This is a genomic window from Klebsiella sp. CN_Kp091 (assembly GCF_040065095.1).
In the GTDB taxonomy this organism is placed as follows: Bacteria; Pseudomonadota; Gammaproteobacteria; order Enterobacterales; family Enterobacteriaceae; genus Klebsiella; species Klebsiella aerogenes.
On record NZ_JBEAIO010000042.1, the window covers coordinates 154,711 to 171,514 of the forward strand.

The 16,804-nt window shown below is 56.8% G+C and carries 17 protein-coding genes and 1 riboswitch; of the genes, 6 read left to right on the plus strand and 11 right to left on the minus strand.

Annotated elements, in window-relative coordinates:
* Nucleotides 1-17 precede the first annotated feature (17 nt).
* From ABLV17_RS17570 to moaA, 6 genes are all read right to left on the minus strand, one after another.
* Nucleotides 18-722: a Bax inhibitor-1/YccA family protein gene (locus tag ABLV17_RS17570; RefSeq protein WP_015367602.1), complete on the minus strand. Its 705-nt coding sequence runs from the start codon at nucleotides 720-722 to the stop codon at nucleotides 18-20.
* A 44-nt stretch (nucleotides 723-766) separates the two neighbouring features.
* A complete protein-coding gene (moaE, locus tag ABLV17_RS17575; RefSeq protein ID WP_113373898.1) occupies nucleotides 767-1,219 on the minus strand; it encodes a molybdopterin synthase catalytic subunit MoaE in 453 nt (150 codons plus the stop codon).
* Between the two features lies 1 nt (nucleotide 1,220).
* Entirely contained in the window at nucleotides 1,221-1,469 is a 249-nt protein-coding gene (gene moaD / locus ABLV17_RS17580; protein ID WP_015367604.1) for a molybdopterin synthase sulfur carrier subunit, read from the minus strand.
* Complete coding sequence (gene moaC, locus ABLV17_RS17585) at nucleotides 1,462-1,950, minus strand: cyclic pyranopterin monophosphate synthase MoaC (protein WP_015367605.1); 489 nt, start codon at nucleotides 1,948-1,950, stop codon at nucleotides 1,462-1,464. Before moaC ends, moaD begins: the two co-directional genes overlap by 8 nt.
* Nucleotides 1,951-1,953: 3 nt before the next feature.
* Nucleotides 1,954-2,466: a molybdenum cofactor biosynthesis protein B gene (gene moaB, locus ABLV17_RS17590; RefSeq protein ID WP_308958748.1), complete on the minus strand. Its 513-nt coding sequence runs from the start codon at nucleotides 2,464-2,466 to the stop codon at nucleotides 1,954-1,956.
* A gap of 23 nt (nucleotides 2,467-2,489) precedes the next feature.
* Nucleotides 2,490-3,479, minus strand: a complete 990-nt coding sequence (moaA, locus tag ABLV17_RS17595; protein WP_059304916.1) for a GTP 3',8-cyclase MoaA — start codon at nucleotides 3,477-3,479, stop codon at nucleotides 2,490-2,492.
* Nucleotides 3,467-3,604: riboswitch (molybdenum cofactor riboswitch) on the minus strand. (Overlaps the previous gene by 13 nt.)
* A gap of 208 nt (nucleotides 3,605-3,812) precedes the next feature.
* On the opposite strand from moaA, the gene yvcK reads away from it, so the two are divergent.
* The 4 genes from yvcK to pmrB all read left to right on the plus strand — a co-directional run bounded on the left by yvcK (nucleotide 3,813) and on the right by pmrB (nucleotide 8,242).
* A complete protein-coding gene (yvcK, locus tag ABLV17_RS17600) occupies nucleotides 3,813-4,718 on the plus strand; it encodes a uridine diphosphate-N-acetylglucosamine-binding protein YvcK (RefSeq protein WP_087860037.1) in 906 nt (301 codons plus the stop codon).
* Between the two features lie 110 nt (nucleotides 4,719-4,828).
* Nucleotides 4,829-6,472: a phosphoethanolamine transferase EptA gene (eptA, locus tag ABLV17_RS17605; protein WP_308958749.1), complete on the plus strand. Its 1,644-nt coding sequence runs from the start codon at nucleotides 4,829-4,831 to the stop codon at nucleotides 6,470-6,472.
* The gene (gene pmrA / locus ABLV17_RS17610; protein ID WP_032705592.1) at nucleotides 6,469-7,140 is read left to right on the plus strand and encodes a two-component system response regulator PmrA; all 672 of its coding nucleotides are present in this window, start codon (nucleotides 6,469-6,471) and stop codon (nucleotides 7,138-7,140) included. Before eptA ends, pmrA begins: the two co-directional genes overlap by 4 nt.
* 4 nt (nucleotides 7,141-7,144) lie before the next feature.
* Nucleotides 7,145-8,242 carry a two-component system sensor histidine kinase PmrB gene (gene pmrB / locus ABLV17_RS17615; protein WP_308958750.1) on the plus strand — a complete coding sequence of 366 codons (1,098 nt, stop codon included), beginning with the start codon at nucleotides 7,145-7,147 and terminating at the stop codon, nucleotides 8,240-8,242.
* 205 nt (nucleotides 8,243-8,447) lie between these two features.
* Here the strand turns inward: pmrB and uvrB are convergent, their stop codons facing one another.
* From uvrB to bioB, 5 genes are all read right to left on the minus strand, one after another.
* Entirely contained in the window at nucleotides 8,448-10,463 is a 2,016-nt protein-coding gene (gene uvrB / locus ABLV17_RS17620) for an excinuclease ABC subunit UvrB (RefSeq protein WP_087860040.1), read from the minus strand.
* 609 nt (nucleotides 10,464-11,072) lie between these two features.
* Nucleotides 11,073-11,753: a dethiobiotin synthase gene (gene bioD, locus ABLV17_RS17625; protein WP_113373895.1), complete on the minus strand. Its 681-nt coding sequence runs from the start codon at nucleotides 11,751-11,753 to the stop codon at nucleotides 11,073-11,075.
* Nucleotides 11,746-12,501 carry a malonyl-ACP O-methyltransferase BioC gene (gene bioC, locus ABLV17_RS17630; protein WP_308958751.1) on the minus strand — a complete coding sequence of 252 codons (756 nt, stop codon included), beginning with the start codon at nucleotides 12,499-12,501 and terminating at the stop codon, nucleotides 11,746-11,748. The genes bioD and bioC overlap by 8 nt, the downstream gene beginning before the upstream one ends.
* Nucleotides 12,485-13,642: an 8-amino-7-oxononanoate synthase gene (gene bioF / locus ABLV17_RS17635; protein ID WP_348854521.1), complete on the minus strand. Its 1,158-nt coding sequence runs from the start codon at nucleotides 13,640-13,642 to the stop codon at nucleotides 12,485-12,487. Before bioF ends, bioC begins: the two co-directional genes overlap by 17 nt.
* On the minus strand, nucleotides 13,639-14,679 hold the full coding sequence (gene bioB / locus ABLV17_RS17640; protein ID WP_008805734.1) for a biotin synthase BioB: 1,041 nt from the start codon (nucleotides 14,677-14,679) through the stop codon (nucleotides 13,639-13,641). The genes bioF and bioB overlap by 4 nt, the downstream gene beginning before the upstream one ends.
* Nucleotides 14,680-14,765: 86 nt before the next feature.
* Between bioB and bioA the strand changes: the two genes are divergently transcribed.
* Together bioA and ABLV17_RS17650 are read left to right on the plus strand one after the other, a co-directional pair.
* Nucleotides 14,766-16,055 carry an adenosylmethionine--8-amino-7-oxononanoate transaminase gene (gene bioA / locus ABLV17_RS17645; protein WP_213794628.1) on the plus strand — a complete coding sequence of 430 codons (1,290 nt, stop codon included), beginning with the start codon at nucleotides 14,766-14,768 and terminating at the stop codon, nucleotides 16,053-16,055.
* Between the two features lie 70 nt (nucleotides 16,056-16,125).
* Nucleotides 16,126-16,602: a kinase inhibitor gene (locus tag ABLV17_RS17650; RefSeq protein ID WP_015704792.1), complete on the plus strand. Its 477-nt coding sequence runs from the start codon at nucleotides 16,126-16,128 to the stop codon at nucleotides 16,600-16,602.
* Nucleotides 16,603-16,804 lie beyond the last annotated feature (202 nt).

Here is a 16,804-nt window from a genome sequence, read left to right on the forward strand (position 1 = left end):
CGCTATCCGGGATAAGATTAACGGCGGTTGCCGAAGATACGCAGCAGCATCAGGAACAGGTTGATAAAGTCCAGATACAGCGTTAAAGCGCCGAGAATCGAGTATTTACGCAGCGTGGCGCTATCGCGGGTATCAATCTGCTCGCCGATGTTTTTCAGCTTCTGGGTGTCGTAGGCGGTCAGGCCGACGAACACCAGCACCCCAATGTAGGTTACCGCCCACATCAGCGCTTCGCTCTTCAGCCACAGGTTAACCAACGACGCCAGCACGATACCGATCAGCCCCATAAACAGCATGCTGCCGAAGCCGCTCAGATCGCGCTTGGTGGTGTAACCATACAGGCTCATCGCCCCGAACATACCACCGGTGACCACAAAAGTGCTGGCGATAGACGAATAGGTATAAACGATAAAAATGCTCGCTAACGTTAGCCCGGTCAGCGCCGAATAAAGCATAAATAGCGTCGTTGCCATACCCGCGCTTAAGCGCTGCACCATCCCCGAGAGCACAAACACCAGCGCCAGTTGGGCGATGATCAGCCCGAAGAAAGTGATTTTGCTTGAAAAGACGAACATCATGACCGCCGGGGTATTCGCCGCAAACCACGCGATAAACGCGGTTAACAACAACCCGACCGTCATCCAGCCGTAAACCTGCGCCATATAGGTCTGCAGGCCGCTGCGGCTCTGAACAATGGAATCGGAACGAGGGAATCTGTCCATGACTATCTCCTGATTAACAAGTTTCTCTCAGTAAGCGTATCACACTACCAGCGCTCTGCCGCCTGATGATCGCTATCGCGGGCATCGACCCAGCGTTCGCCTTCCTGCGTCGCCTCGCGTTTCCAGAACGGCGCGCGGGTTTTCAGGTAATCCATAATGAACTCTCCGGCGGCGAAGGCGCTGCCGCGGTGGGCGCTGGTCACGCCAACAAAAACAATCTCTTCGCCCGGCCACATTTCGCCAATGCGATGGATAACCGTCACCCGGCCAAGCGGCCAACGCTCCCGCGCCTGTTCGACGATTTCCGCCAGCGATTTCTCGGTCATGCCCGGATAGTGCTCCAGCGTCAGCGCTTTCACGCTGTCGCCGAGATTATGATTACGCACTTTGCCGGTGAAGGTGACCACCGCGCCGTCTTCATCGCGCTCGGCCAGCCACGGATACTCATCGCCGACGCAAAAGCGCGCCGGGCTAACCACGATACGAGTTTGCGTCATCTTAGCCCCCGGTGACCGGCGGGAAAAACGCCACTTCGTCGCCGCTCGCGACCGGATGGTCAAACGAGGTCAGCGTCTGGTTGACTGCCGCCAGCAATTTTCCTTCTTCCAGCGCCAGCGCCCAGCGGTCTCCGCGCGCGGCAAGCTGCTGACGCACGGCTTCAACGGTCGGCAATTCGCTGGCGTCGAGTGTCAGGGTATCGGTGCCAACCAGTTCGCGCACCTGGGCAAAAAACAGGACGTTAATCATGGGCTTCCTCCACCTTAAAATCGCCGGACTTGCCGCCGCTTTTCGCCAGCAGACGTACCGGACCAATCACCATATCTTTTTGTACCGCTTTACACATATCGTAGATAGTCAGCGCGGCAACCGAGGCCGCGGTCAGCGCTTCCATTTCTACGCCAGTTTTACCGGTCAGGCGGCAGAGTGACTCAATGCGCACGCGGTTATGTTCCGGCTGCGCCTGCAGGTTCACTTCTACTTTGCTGAGCATCAGTGGATGACACAGCGGGATCAGCTCCCAGGTACGTTTCGCAGCCTGAATACCAGCGATACGCGCGGTGGCGAATACATCGCCTTTATGGTGGCTGCCGTCGATAATCATCGCAAGCGTTGCGGCCTGCATTTCGACGTAAGCCTCAGCGCGCGCCTCACGCACCGTTTCCGCTTTGCCGGAGACGTCAACCATGTGGGCTTCGCCCGCGGCGTTAATGTGGGTCAGTTGTGACATAAACTATTTCTTTAGATGAGGAATGAAGTTGCACGGGCGAGTGCACGCATCCAGCTGCGGCGCGATAATATTTTCCCACGCGGTGGCGCAGGCCTTGGTCGAACCCGGCATGGCGAAAATCAACGTGCGGTTGGCAACGCCGGCAACGGCGCGGGACTGCAGCGTCGAGGTACCAATCTCTTCAAACGAAAGCATACGGAACACTTCGCCAAAACCTTCGACCTCGCGATCAAACAGCGGCAACAGCGCCTCCGGCGCCTGATCGCCGTCGGTAAAACCGGTGCCACCCGTGATCAGCACCACCTGCACCTCATCGCTGGCAATCCACGCCGAGACCTGGGCGCGAATCGCGTAGCGGTTCTCTTTCACAATCGCCTTATCGACGAGGGTATGTCCCGCTTCGTGCAGCGCATCGCGCAGCCAGTGGCCGGAGGTATCGTCCTCTTCGCCGCGACGGTTGGAAACGGTAAGAATAGCAATACGGGTCGGGATAAACTCAGCGCTAGCCTGGCTCATCTGAATGCTCCTTTCGAAAACGATTATCCGCCAATATACGACAGGTTCTGCGTAATACCGGTGTTGCCCTGGTGCAGGAAATGGGTCTGCTTTTTATGGGTTAAGGCTTCGGCTATCCGCGCTTCCAGCTCGGCCTGCTGCTCGTCCTCGGCCATCAGGTCGCGCAGGTCTACGCCGCCTTCGCCAAACAGACACAGGTGCAGTTTGCCAACGGATGAGACGCGAAGACGGTTACAGGTGGCGCAGAAGTCTTTTTCATACGGCATGATCAAGCCGATTTCGCCGGCGTAATCCGGGTGGCAAAAGACCTGTGCCGGGCCATCGCTTCGCTGACGGATCTGATGGATCCAGCCGCGACGCAGCAGTTCATCGCGCAGCACCATGCCGGAGATATGGTGGCGGCGGAACAGATCGCTGCCTTCGCCGGTTTCCATTAACTCAATAAAACGCAGCTGAATACGACGTGGTTTGATCCACGCGAGGAAGGTGTCGAGCTGGTGATGGTTGACATCACGCATCAGCACGGTGTTGACCTTTACCTTTTCAAAGCCGGCGGCAAACGCAGCGTCAATGCCGTCCATCACCTGCTGGAACTTATCCTGCCCGGTGATGGCATGGAACTGGCGAGCGTCGAGGCTATCAACGCTGACGTTAATCGCCGTCAGCCCGGCATCGCGCCAGCGTTCGACATCGCGCGCCAGACGGTAACCGTTGGTGGTCACCGCGATCTGACGAATCGCGCTGTTTTCACGCACGGCGGCAATAATCTCGGTAAAGTCGCGACGTAAAGAGGGTTCGCCGCCGGTGAGGCGGACTTTTTCCGTGCCCAGGGCGGAAAATGCGCGCGTGACGCGTCGCACTTCGTCTACGCTAAGAAAGCCCTTGTTGGTCACGGCGCCGGGCTTGTAGCCGTCCGGCAGGCAGTAGGTGCAACGAAAGTTACACACGTCGGTAATCGACAGGCGCAAGTAATAAAACTTACGCGCAAATGCATCAGTAAGCTGTGAGGCCATATACACCTTTCCAAGTACGGGAGGCGTGGTCATTTCTTTCCACGCCCTGGCGACAGCGCGGCTGCCGCGGCCAGAGCACCATATCTTGCGACACAGGTACTAAGGCTAGAGTGTTAGTGGGTTATGCCGATAGTAGCGCTTTCACAATGGTTTCGCCATTTTCATTTTCGCTATATAATCATCTATATATCGCTAATATCTTGCATTTTCAGTACAGAATAGCCAAAAATCACACTTTAACATTGATATCGGTCAGTTTGAGGGAAACCGGCCATTATCTTTTAGGGGTAGATCGGATACGCTAAACCCGAACATTGAACAGAAGGAATTCGTATGCGCAATCGCACTTTCGCCGATCTGGACCGCGTTGTCGCTCTTGGCGGGGGCCACGGTCTGGGGCGGGTGATGTCGTCGCTCTCGTCGCTCGGCTCACGCCTGACCGGCATCGTGACCACCACCGATAACGGCGGATCAACGGGGCGAATTCGCCGCTCGGAAGGTGGGATCGCCTGGGGTGATATGCGCAACTGCATTAATCAATTAATCGCCGAACCCAGCGTCGCTTCCGCGATGTTTGAATATCGTTTTGGCGGTAATGGCGAGCTTTCCGGACATAACCTCGGAAATTTGATGTTAAAGGCGCTGGATCACCTGAGTGTACGGCCTTTAGAGGCCATCAATTTGATCAGAAATCTGCTTAAAGTAGATGCTTTCCTGATTCCGATGTCGGAACAACCGGTCGATCTGGTGGCGCTCGATCATGAAGGCCATGAAGTGTATGGCGAAGTGAATATCGATCAGTTGGATCACGTTCCTCAGGAACTGATGCTCAGCCCACCGGTGCCGGCGACTCGCGAAGCGGTTGAGGCCATCGCCGAGGCCGATCTGATCCTGATTGGGCCAGGGAGCTTCTACACCAGCCTGCTGCCGATTTTACTGCTCGACGAAATGGCCCAGGCGCTGCGGCGGACCCCGGCGCCCATGGTGTTTATCGATAACCTGGGTAAGGAACATAGCCCAGCCGCCAATCTGACGCTGGCGGACAGAATGACTATTCTGGAACATTACGTCGGCAAAAAAGTGATTGATGCCGCCATCGTCGGGCCGAAAGCCGATGTTAAGGGTATGGAAGAACGACTGGTGATTCAGACCGCGCTGGACGCCAGCGATGTCACCTATCGTCATGACCGCGTGCTGCTGCGCCAGGCGCTGGAACACGCTATTCAGGCATTAGGTTAATCCTCAACCGGCCCCCTTTTAAACAAGATGACGCCTCAGATTAAAATCTTAAGGTTGTCTTAAAATAACGCTGTCAACATAACGAGCATCTCCTACTACGGGTATTCGTTATGTCGTTTATTTCTTTACGTCGGCCGGTACTCGGCCGCACGGCTTATTTGATTCTCTTTGCTTGCTATATCGGTATCTTTCTTAACCTGGCCTTTTATCGCCAGGTTTTCCCGCTACTGCCGGTAAACAATCTCCATAACTGGCTGGTTTTCCTCAGCATGCCGATCGTGGCAATTTGCGTGATGAACATCATCACCACCCTCGCCTCGTTCTTAAAACTCGACCGGGTGGTCATCAGCCTGTTTATTCTGCTGAGCGCCTCGGCGCAGTATTTTATCTGGACCTTCGGCGTGGTGATTGACCGTTCGATGATCGCTAATATCTTCGATACGACGCCTGCGGAAAGTTTTGCCCTGCTGTCGACGAAAATGGTCATCGTGCTGGGTCTCTCCGGGATATTGATGGTTCTGGTCGCCTGGTGGATTAAAATTCGCAAACCGGCCTCTTTCTGGCGCGGCGCGGCGATGCGCCTGCTCAATATCGCCGTTTCAGCGCTGCTCATTGTGCTGGTGGCGGCGCTGTTCTACAAAGATTACGCGTCGGTATTCCGTAACAATAAAGAGCTGGTGAAATCATTGAGTCCATCCAACAGCATTGTGGCGCTGAACTCATGGTATGCGCATAATCGGATGGATAACCTGCCGCTGGTGAAGATTGGCGAAGATGCCAAACAGAAAGCGGTGATGCATAACGGCGCGCGTAAAAATCTGACCATCGTGGTGCTTGGAGAAACCTCACGCGCCGAGAATTTCTCGCTGGGCGGCTACGATCGCGAGACTAACCCGCGCCTGAAGCAGGACGATGTGGTGTACTTCCCGAAAACCACCTCCTGCGGCACCGCAACCGCGATTTCCGTCCCCTGCATGTTCTCCAATATGCCGCGCGCGCATTACGATGAAGAACTGGCGCACCATCAGGAAGGCGTTCTGGATATTCTGCAACGCGCCGATGTGCAGGTGCTGTGGAACGACAACGATGGCGGCTGTAAAGGCGCCTGCGACCGCGTGCCGCACCAAAACGTCACCAACCTGAACCTCAGCGGCCAGTGCATTGATGGCGAGTGCTACGATGACGTGCTGTTCCATAATCTGGATAGCTATATCGATAATTTACAGCAGGATGGCATTATCGTTCTGCACACCATTGGTAGCCATGGCCCAACCTACTACAACCGCTATCCGGCTGAATTCAAAAAATTCACTCCGACATGCGATACCAATGAAATCCAAAGTTGTACGCAACAACAGTTGACCAATACCTACGACAACACCATTTTGTATGTCGACTATGTAGTTGATAAAGCGATAAAATTGCTGCAATCAAAACAGGATAAATTTACCACCAGTCTGGTGTATTTGTCTGACCACGGCGAATCGCTGGGTGAAGACGGCGTGTATTTACATGGTCTGCCGTACTCCATAGCGCCGGACACGCAAAAACACGTGCCGATGCTGCTGTGGCTGTCACCGGATTATCAGCAACGCTATGGCGTATCCAGCCAGTGTTTGCAACAACAGGCTAAGACGAACGATTATTCTCAAGATAATCTGTTCTCTACCCTGCTTGGCCTGCTCGGGGTAGACACCCGCGAGTATCAGGCAAAAGACGACCTTTTAACGCCATGTAGAGAGACCGGCAGATGAAAATCTTAGTCATTGAAGACGATGCGCTCCTGTTACAAGGGTTAATCCTGGCCATGCAAAGCGAAGGCTACGTCTGCGATGGCGTCGCCACCGCGCACGAAGCCGCGCTGTCGTTAGCCAGCAACCATTACAGTCTGGTGGTGCTCGACCTGGGCCTGCCGGATGAAGACGGTCTGCATTTCCTGGCGCGTATGCGCCGGGAGAAATTCACCCAGCCGGTGCTCATCCTCACCGCCCGCGATACCGTGGGCGACCGCATCAGCGGGCTGGATACCGGCGCTGACGATTACCTGGTGAAACCTTTCGCGCTTGAAGAGCTCAACGCCCGTATTCGCGCGCTGCTGCGTCGCCATAATAATCAGGGCGATAATGAGCTGACCGTCGGCAACCTGCGCCTTAATGTTACCCGCCGTCAGGTGTGGCTGGCCGGCGAATCGCTGGAGCTGACGCCAAAAGAGTATGCCCTGCTCTCGCGCCTGATGATGAAGGCCGGCAGCCCGGTGCATCGCGAAATTCTCTACAATGATATCTACAGCTGGGATAACGAACCGGCCACCAATACCCTCGAAGTGCATATCCATAATCTGCGCGACAAGATTGGTAAAGCGCGGATCCGCACCGTCCGCGGCTTTGGTTACATGCTGGTGAATAATACGGAGTCAGAATAACGCTATGGCACTGTTTGCGACCGAAACCTGGACCATGCGCCACCGCCTGCTGCTGACCATCGGCGCGATTCTGGTGGTCTGCCAGCTGATCAGCGTATTTTGGCTATGGCATGAAAGCAAAGAGCAAATCCAGCTGCTGGTTGCCAGCGCCATTGAGGGTCATAACAATCAAAGGCACGTCGAGCATGAGGTACGCGAGGCGGTCGCCAGCCTGCTGGTGCCAAGCCTGCTGATCATCGGTCTGGCGCTGTATATCAGCCTGGTGGCGGTGAAGAAAATCACCCGTCCGCTATCAAATCTGCAGAGCGAGCTGGAAAGCCGGACGCCGGATAATCTGCAACCCATTATTCTGCAGGAGTCGGTGCCGGAAGTAACCGCAGTAACCATGGCGATTAACCAACTGGTGTCGCGGCTGACCCTGACGCTCGATCGCGAGCGTCTGTTTACCGCCGACGTCGCCCACGAACTTCGTACCCCTCTTGCCGGGCTGCGCCTGCATCTGGAACTGCTGGCGAAGGTTCACGGCGTCAGCGTTGATCCGTTAATTCAACGCCTCGATCAGATGACCAACAGCATTTCGCAGCTGCTACAACTGGCGCGCGTCGGGCAGTCGTTTTCCGCCGGGAGTTACCAGCAGGTGCATTTGCGCGAAGATGTGGTGGAGCCTCTGCAGGATGAGCTGAAAACAATGCTCGAAGCGCGCCAGCAGACGCTGGAGATAGAAAGCGGCGCCGGCGAGGATCTCATTTCCGGGGATGCGACGTTAGCGCGGGTGATTTTACGCAATCTGGTGGAGAATGCGCACCGCTATAGCCCCGTGGGGTCGAAGATTAAGATTTCGGTAAAACCGGGAAATACGCCGATTCTGGCAGTTGAAGATGAAGGGCCGGGCATTGATGAGGCCAAGAGCGGCGAACTGAGTAAAGCGTTTGTCCGTATGGATAGCCGCTATGGTGGAATAGGCCTCGGTTTAAGCATTGTCACCCGCATCGCTCAACTGCACGATGCGCAATTCTTTTTACATAACCGTCAACCCGGACCGGGCGTCCGCGCCTGGGTGCTGTTCCCACGCAGTTCGCGTCAGAAGGTTAATACCCATTGATGTAAGAAGGCGACCACAATCACAAAGGCGGTCGCAATGGCCAGATATTCACGGTTGGTCAGTTTTTGCATGGCGCTATCCTCATTAAACTGAGGATAGTTTGGCTGAAGAAAATTAAGCCAACATTAAGATCCTAAGAAAATAGCGTGACGGCAATTGCAAATTACGCATTGCCGTCATTTTTTAACCGTTCCCCGTATCGCCCTCACGATGCCGCAATAAACAGTTCGCGTAGCTGATGCAATTGATCGCGAATCTGTGCCGCTTCCTCAAACTCAAGGTTCTGCGCGTGCTGCATCATTTGCCCTTCCAGCTCGTGGATCTTCTGCTGCAGCGCTTTCGGCGTCAGTTCGACGCTATCGGCTTCCACCGGAGAACGGGCTTTGCCGCGGCCTTTGGTTTTGGTCTTCGCGATGTTCTGACCCAGCGCCAGAATATCGACCACTTTCTTATTAAGCCCCTGCGGCACAATACCGTGCTCTTCGTTATAACGCTGCTGCTTCTCGCGGCGGCGTTCGGTTTCACCGATCGCCTTCGCCATCGATGGCGTAATTTTATCACCGTAAAGGATCGCCTTGCCGTTCACGTTACGCGCCGCGCGGCCGATGGTCTGGATAAGCGATCGCTCGGAACGCAGGAAACCCTCTTTATCGGCATCAAGTATCGCCACCAGCGAGACTTCCGGCATATCCAGCCCTTCACGCAGCAGGTTGATACCCACCAGCACGTCGAACTCGCCAAGACGCAAATCGCGAATAATTTCCATGCGCTCGACGGTATCGATATCTGAGTGCAGATAGCGCACCCGCTCGCCATGCTCTTCCAGATATTCGGTTAAATCTTCCGCCATGCGTTTGGTCAGCGTCGTCACCAGTACGCGCTCATTAATCGCCGCACGGGTACGGATTTCAGATAACAGATCGTCGACCTGCGTCGCCACCGGCCGCACCTCGATGACCGGATCCAGCAGCCCGGTTGGGCGGACGACCTGATCTACCACCTCATCGCCGGATTTTTCCAGCTCATAGGCGCCCGGCGTCGCCGAAACGTAGATAGTCTGCGGCGCCAGCGCTTCAAACTCTTCGAACTTCATCGGCCGGTTATCCAGCGCAGACGGCAGGCGGAAGCCATATTCCACCAGCGTCTCTTTACGCGCCCGGTCGCCGCGGTACATACCGCCGATTTGCGGGATAGTCACGTGCGATTCATCGATAACCAGCAGACCATCCGCCGGCAGGTAGTCGAACAGCGTCGGCGGCGGCTCGCCCGGCCCGCGCCCTGAGAGAAAGCGCGAGTAGTTCTCAATTCCCGAGCAGTATCCCAGCTCGTTCATCATTTCGAGGTCGAACTGAGTGCGCTGGCTCAGCCGCTGCTCTTCAAGCAGTTTGTTGTTCGCCAGCAGTACCTTGCGGCGGTCAGCCAGCTCGTCTTTGATCTCTTCCATCGCCTGAACGATACGCTCACGCGGCGTAACGTAGTGGGTCTTCGGATAGATGGTATAGCGTGGAATGGACGATTCGACGTGGCCGGTCAGCGGATCAAACAGCGATAGCCGTTCGACCTCTTCGTCAAACAGTTCAATACGCAGCGCGATATCATCGGATTCCGCCGGGAAGACATCGATAACCTCGCCGCGCACGCGGAAAGTGCCGCGCTGGAAGGCCTGATCGTTGCGGGTGTATTGCAGTTCCGCCAGCCGACGCAGGATCGCCCGCTGGTCGATCAGCATGCCGGTGGTCAGATGCAGCATCATCTTCAGATAAAGATCCGGATCGCCAAGACCGTAGATGGCGGAAACCGAAGCCACCACCACCACGTCGCGCCGTTCAAGCAGCGCTTTGGTGGCCGACAGACGCATCTGTTCAATGTGTTCGTTCACCGAGGCGTCTTTTTCGATAAAGGTATCCGAGCTCGGAACGTAGGCTTCAGGCTGGTAATAATCGTAGTAGGAGACAAAATACTCCACCGCATTCTCGGGAAAGAACTCTTTCATCTCGCCATACAGCTGCGCCGCCAGGGTTTTGTTCGGCGCCAGCACCATCGTCGGGCGCTGTAAATCAGCGATAACGTTGGCGATGGTGAAGGTTTTCCCCGAACCGGTTACCCCAAGCAGGGTCTGATGCGCAAGGCCATCTTCCAGCCCCTCTTCCAGGCGGCGGATGGCTTCGGGCTGATCGCCGGAAGGACGGAATGCGGAGTGCAGCTTGAACGGTTTGCTCATATTTCAGGACCTGAAGATGGGATTGGCCAGCAGGTGTTTAATTCTACCCTTCAGTTTGACTTTTGCCAATAAATAATACTGGATATAAAAACAGTATCGCATTATTGTATGGCGGTAAACGGACGCGTTGTACTCTGACTGCGGGCGTAAAATGCGCGCTTTGCGGAATAATCCACCAGCCTGTGTGGTTATCCCCAGAAACATTTATCATTTAACATTTGTCAAGCAAGGTAATGAATCTTTTATGGCAGCCGGTGACACTTTTCTGACAGCCATTGCTTTTATTTAACTTGCTGAAATAAAACATAATTTACCAAAAGACGGGTTTCGCGCCAATTTGCTCGCAGGCCGCGTACTCTCTAGCTTACCGCAAGTTTTCTAACTCTAATACACAAGGTTATCCACAGGAATAGTGGATAACTGTCTGCAGGCCGCGAGGTCTGCCACCCGGCAGAAAAGTCTCATCGGACCAAAGCCCGCGGCTAAAAAAAATTATCGAATTTTTTTTGATATTTATCAGCTAAAGACGGCTGGATTTTTTGCGTTTCCTGGACCACATTTCATCGTCCTGTCAACAAAAAATAGAGCCGTCTCGCAGGCTTATGGGGGTTATTGCAGTGGGCTCAGATCCAGGTACTGCGCGAGTTCCTTACGCTGCGATGCGTCGGCAAGCCAGGGAATTTCCCCCAGCAGCGGCGCTGGCAATACCCGCGTTAAGGTTTGCAGATATTCGCGATGGCGTTTACCCGGCGGCTGGATATCGTTGGCGATCCAGCCCACGAGCGGCAGCCCGGCTTCGCGTACCGCCTGGGCGGTGAGCATCGCGTGATTGATACAGCCGAGTTTGACGCCAACCACTAAAATCACCGGCAATTGCTCCTGCTGCGCCCAGTCGGCGAAGGTCAGAGTTTCCGAGAGCGGCGTAAACCAGCCGCCCGCCCCTTCCACCAGCACCCAGTCTGCCAGGCGCTCAAGTTCGCGCAAGCCGTTGGAAAGCGTCGTCGCGGCGATTGGTCGCCCTTCATCGGCGCTAATAATATGCGGCGAGGTCGGCTCGGCAAAGGTATAAGGGTTAACCTGTTCATAGCGCAGCGCCACCCGGCTATTGCGCTGCAGGGCCAGCGCATCTTCATTGCGTAACCCATTTGCGGTCATGTCGCTACCGGAAGCCACCGGTTTATAGCCTGCGGTGTTAAATCCCAGCTGATTCGCCGCCTGCAGCAGCGCGCTGCTGGCGACGGTTTTACCGACTTCAGTATCGGTTCCGGTGACGAAGAAACGTTTAGTCACGTTCAATGACTCCTGTAAAAAGATGATACGTCAGCGGGCACTGGCCCTGCTGTTGCGGCCAGGCAAGCTGCAGTTCGCGCAGCTTACCGCGGCTAAGCGTCGCAGACGTCCGGCCCTGATGTAAGTGGGTTGCGCCAATCCCCTTTAGCGAGCGCATGGCGCTTAACGCGTCGGCGAACGATAAGCTAATCTGATGCACGACGCCTTCGGCGCGCAGGCCGCTCAGCGTCGCCCTTACCGCCCGTTCGCTAAGAAAACGGTTGGCATGGGGATGGTCGTCGACTGCCCGCCACGCTTGATTGAGTTCCGGTAGCGATCCGGCGAGCAGCGTGGTGAACGCCACCCGTCCGCCAGGCCGCACCACCCGGCACAGTTCGCCGATTGCCGCGCTCAAATCGTCACACCACTGCACCGCCAGGTTGCTCCATGCCAGATCGAAGCAGGCATCCGGCAGCGGCAGCGCTTCGATATCGCCCTGCAGATAATGCTGCGCGGCGCCGTTGCGTTGCGCCTGCGCCAACATCCCGGCGGAAAGATCCAGCGCGGTAACTTCGCTTCCTGCTTCGCGCCAGTAACGGCTCATGCTGCCAGGGCCGCAACCGGCGTCCAGCACCCGGGGGAAATCACCTTTCGCCAACTGGCGCAGTAGCAATTCGGCGCTGTGGCGCTGCAGCTCATCATGTTGCGTATAGCCGCTGGCCGCCCTACCAAACGCCGCGGCCACCGCCTGCTTATTCACCGTAGCCATGCAGCACCTCCAGTAAACGCGCAATGTCTTCAGCCTGATGAGCGGCGGTCAAAGTGAGGCGCAGACGCGCGCCGCCGACAGGAACCGTCGGCGGACGAATGGCGGTAGCCCAACAGCCGGCCTCGCGTAGGCTGGATGCCAGAGCCAGCGCTCGCGCGTTATCGCCGACGATCAACGGCTGAATCGCGCTCCGGGAATCGGTCAGGCCCAGCGAAACATCGCCCATTCCTGCGCGGAACTGACGGATGCGGGCGCTCAAGATTTCCCGCCGCTGCTGGCCCTCATCGCTACGAATGATCCGCAACGCCGCGCTTAACGCTACCGCCTGCGCCGGCGGCATCGCGGTGCTGTAGATGAGATGACGGGCAAACTGCAGCAGATAATCGGCCATCGATTCACTGCACAGTACCGCCGCGCCGCTCACCCCAAACGCCTTGCCGAAGGTGACCACCAGCAGCTCCGGACGAACCGCCTGCGTATGACAGCTTCCTCGCCCTTCATCGCCAATCGCCCCGATTCCATGCGCATCATCAACCAGAAATAATGCTCCGGCGCTGCGGGCTGCCGCCTGAATATCAGCGAGCGGCGCGCTGTCGCCGTCCATGCTGAAAATCCCTTCGGTAACGACTAACTGCTGGCCGTCCAGCGGTTTCGCCAGCAATTGAGCAAGCTGTTGCGGGTCATTGTGAATAAAGCGGCGCAGCTGCGCCGGGCTGAGGCTTGCCGCCTCCAGCAGAGAGGCATGGCTCAGGCGATCGGCCACAATCCGATCGTCTTTTTCCGCAAGCGCAGCAATCAACGCCTGATTCGCGGCAAAGCCGGAGATAAACAGCAACGCGCGCGGGTAGCCCAGCCAGTCGGCAAGTTCCTCTTCCAGCTCGCGATGTGCCTGACTATAGCCGCTAACGTGACCCGATCCGCCAGAACCGACGCCATAACGTTCCGCCCCCTGCTGCCAGGCGGCGATAATCGCATCATGCTGGCTCAGGCCCAGGTAGTCATTACTGGAGAAGTTGAGCCAGCGCTCCCCTTCTCGCTCCAGCCAGCGTCCGGCGCCGTGGTTTACCGGCAGGCGGCGGCGGAAAGCATCCGCCGCCCGCCGTTCGTCCAGCGCCCGATCGATTCGTTGCTGCCAGCTCATAGCGCCGCCGCGTTGTAGTATTCCTCAGTGTCGGGGGTGAGTAAGGCCTGCTCCAGGCGCTGCTGCTGCTCATTATCACCTTCCAGTACCGCCGTCTGCTGCGGATTGATCCCCAGCTTGCGGAACAGCTGCAGGTCTTTATCTTCTTCCGGGTTAGGCGTCGTCAGCAGCTTGCAGCCATAGAAAATCGAGTTAGCCCCGGCCATAAAGCACATCGCCTGGGTCTGCTCGTTCATCTGCTCGCGCCCGGCGGACAGACGCACGTAGGAGGTTGGCATCATGATGCGCGCAATGGCGATCGTGCGGATGAAATCGAAGGCGTCGACATCGTCGTTATCCGCCAGCGGCGTACCCTTAACCTTCACCAGCATATTGATTGGCACGCTTTCCGGCGGCGTTGGCAGATTAGCCAACTGCAGCAGCAGCCCGGCGCGATCTTTCACGGTTTCCCCCAACCCGACAATGCCGCCGGAGCACACTTTAATCCCGGCATCGCGTACCTTATCCAGCGTATCCAGACGTTCCTGATAGGTACGGGTGGTGATGATGTTGCCGTAAAATTCCGGTGAGGTGTCGAGGTTATGGTTGTAGTAATCAAGCCCCGCGCCGGCCAGGCGCTGTGCCTGACTATCGGTAAGGGTACCGAGCGTCATGCACGACTCTAGCCCAAGCGCCTTCACGCCTTTGACCATCTGCTCCAGATACGGCATATCGCGGTCATTGGGATTCTTCCACGCCGCGCCCATGCAGAAGCGGGTCGAGCCGGCGTTTTTCGCCTGACGCGCTGATTCCAGCACCTGCTCGACTTCCATCAGGCGCTCGGATTCAAGACCGGTTTTGTAGCGTGCGCTTTGCGGGCAATATTTACAGTCTTCCGGACAAGCGCCGGTTTTAATCGACAGCAACGTACTGACCTGCACCTGACGCGGGTCAAAATGCTGACGGTGGATTTGCTGCGCTTCAAAGAGCAGATCGATGAGTGGTTTATTAAATAACTCAGTAACTTGCGACATTGTCCAGCGTGCGTGGTGAGCCATTGGCCTCTCCAAAAAGGTTTTGTTAATTTGCGGTTCGGTTTATACTCGTAAACCTAAATGTTTTCAAAATGGTTTACAAGTCGCTTATGACACTGGACGATCTGGCTTTCGATCGGCGCCACATCTGGCACCCCTACACCTCTATGACTTCCCCCCTGCCGGTCTACCCGGTGGTTTCCGCCCACGGTTGCGAGCTGTCCCTCGCCGGCGGCGAACAGCTGATTGATGGCATGTCATCCTGGTGGGCGGCGATCCACGGCTACAATCACCCGCGCCTGAATGCGGCGATGAAAGCGCAGATCGACCAGATGTCGCACGTGATGTTCGGCGGGATCACCCATCCGTCGGCGGTGGCGCTATGTCGCCAACTGGTGGCGATGACGCCGGAATCGCTGGAGTGCGTTTTCCTCGCCGATTCCGGTTCGGTGGCGGTAGAAGTGGCGATGAAAATGGCGCTGCAGTACTGGCAGGCTAAAGGCCAACCGCGCCGTCGTTTCCTGACCTTCCGCAACGGCTATCACGGTGACACCTTCGGCGCGATGTCGGTCTGCGATCCGCAGAACTCGATGCACAGCCTGTGGCAGGGCTACCTGCCGGATAACCTGTTTGCCCCCGCGCCGCAAAGCCGCTTCGATGGCGAGTGGGATGAGATGGATATGGTGCCGTTTGCCCGCCTGATGGCCGCGCATCGCCACGAAATCGCCGCGGTGATCCTCGAACCGATAGTCCAGGGCGCCGGCGGGATGCGCATGTACCACCCGGAGTGGTTGAAGCGAGTGCGTAAAATGTGCGACCGGGAAGGGATTTTGCTGATCGCCGATGAGATTGCCACCGGCTTTGGCCGTACCGGCAAACTGTTCGCCTGTGAACACGCTGGCATTTCCGCCGATATTTTGTGTCTGGGTAAAGCGCTGACCGGCGGTACCATGACCCTTTCCGCCGCTATAACCACCCGAACGGTAGCTGAAACCATCAGCGATGGTGAAGCCGGCTGCTTTATGCACGGCCCCACCTTTATGGGCAATCCGCTGGCCTGTGCGGTGGCAAGCGAAAGCCTGCGCCTGCTGGAGAGCGGCGAATGGCAACAGCAGGTGGCGGCGATTGAAGCCCAGCTGAAGGCCGAGCTGGCTCCGGCACGAGAGTCAGAATGGGTCGCCGACGTGCGCGTACTGGGCGCGATTGGCGTGGTTGAAACCCGGCATCCGGTCAACATGGCCGCTCTGCAGCGCTTTTTCGTTGAACAAGGGGTGTGGATCCGCCCGTTTGGCCGGCTGATTTACCTGATGCCGCCGTATGTCATCAGCCCACAACAGCTGACTCGCCTGACCCGTGCGGTCAACGCGGCGGTACGGGAAGAAACATTTTTTAGCGAATAAACAGCGGAATTGCGCCGTCGGGAAGGCTACACTTCTTTGTTAATCAGCGCATTATCAACGAGGATGAAGCATGAAACTGACCAGTCACGATCTGCAAGACGGCGGCAAGCTGCCTAATCGTCACGTATTCAACGGTATGGGGTACGATGGCGATAATCTTTCGCCGCATCTGATGTGGGACGACGTCCCTGCGGGAACTAAAAGCTTTGTCGTTACCTGCTACGACCCGGATGCGCCGACCGGCTCCGGCTGGTGGCACTGGGTGGTAGCCAACCTGCCTGCCGATACTCGGGTTTTGCCGCAGGGGGCCGGTTCCGGTCAGGCGGAGCTACCGGAAGAGGCCATTCAGACCCGCACCGATTTTGGTAAGGCAGGCTACGGCGGCGCCGCGCCGCCGAAGGGTGAAACCCACCGCTACATTTTTACCGTGCACGCGCTGGATATCGATAAGATTGATGTCGATGCCGAGGCGAGCGGCGCGATGGTCGGCTTTAATGTCCATTTCCATTCGCTCGCCAGCGCTTCCATCACCGCCCTGTTCAGTTAATTATCCCCCCGGATAGCGGCTTGCGCCTTATCCGGGCTACTCGCGGCACCGGTATATTGTCGGGTGGCGCTGCGCTTACCCGACCTACGGTCCGTGCGGCCTGCCTTTAATTTATTCACCATGCTTGCTGAAACTGCCGTTGTTGGCGGCCTCAAAATCGCTGAGACGTTCCCGGAAGGCCGGGGCAGCCCGCATGGATGCG

Coding starts and splice junctions, on each gene's coding strand:
- moaB (WP_308958748.1), bottom strand. CDS start 2,466: ATGAGCCAGGCTAGCGCTGAGTTTATCCCGACCCGTATTGCTATTCTT.
- ABLV17_RS17570 (WP_015367602.1), bottom strand. CDS start 722: ATGGACAGATTCCCTCGTTCCGATTCCATTGTTCAGAGCCGCAGCGGC.
- yvcK (WP_087860037.1), top strand. CDS start 3,813: ATGCGCAATCGCACTTTCGCCGATCTGGACCGCGTTGTCGCTCTTGGC.
- uvrB (WP_087860040.1), bottom strand. CDS start 10,463: ATGAGCAAACCGTTCAAGCTGCACTCCGCATTCCGTCCTTCCGGCGAT.
- bioB (WP_008805734.1), bottom strand. CDS start 14,679: ATGGCTCACCACGCACGCTGGACAATGTCGCAAGTTACTGAGTTATTT.
- bioF (WP_348854521.1), bottom strand. CDS start 13,642: ATGAGCTGGCAGCAACGAATCGATCGGGCGCTGGACGAACGGCGGGCG.
- pmrA (WP_032705592.1), top strand. CDS start 6,469: ATGAAAATCTTAGTCATTGAAGACGATGCGCTCCTGTTACAAGGGTTA.
- moaE (WP_113373898.1), bottom strand. CDS start 1,219: ATGACGCAAACTCGTATCGTGGTTAGCCCGGCGCGCTTTTGCGTCGGC.
- bioA (WP_213794628.1), top strand. CDS start 14,766: ATGACACTGGACGATCTGGCTTTCGATCGGCGCCACATCTGGCACCCC.
- moaD (WP_015367604.1), bottom strand. CDS start 1,469: ATGATTAACGTCCTGTTTTTTGCCCAGGTGCGCGAACTGGTTGGCACC.
- moaC (WP_015367605.1), bottom strand. CDS start 1,950: ATGTCACAACTGACCCACATTAACGCCGCGGGCGAAGCCCACATGGTT.
- eptA (WP_308958749.1), top strand. CDS start 4,829: ATGTCGTTTATTTCTTTACGTCGGCCGGTACTCGGCCGCACGGCTTAT.
- moaA (WP_059304916.1), bottom strand. CDS start 3,479: ATGGCCTCACAGCTTACTGATGCATTTGCGCGTAAGTTTTATTACTTG.
- ABLV17_RS17650 (WP_015704792.1), top strand. CDS start 16,126: ATGAAACTGACCAGTCACGATCTGCAAGACGGCGGCAAGCTGCCTAAT.
- bioC (WP_308958751.1), bottom strand. CDS start 12,501: ATGGCTACGGTGAATAAGCAGGCGGTGGCCGCGGCGTTTGGTAGGGCG.
- pmrB (WP_308958750.1), top strand. CDS start 7,145: ATGGCACTGTTTGCGACCGAAACCTGGACCATGCGCCACCGCCTGCTG.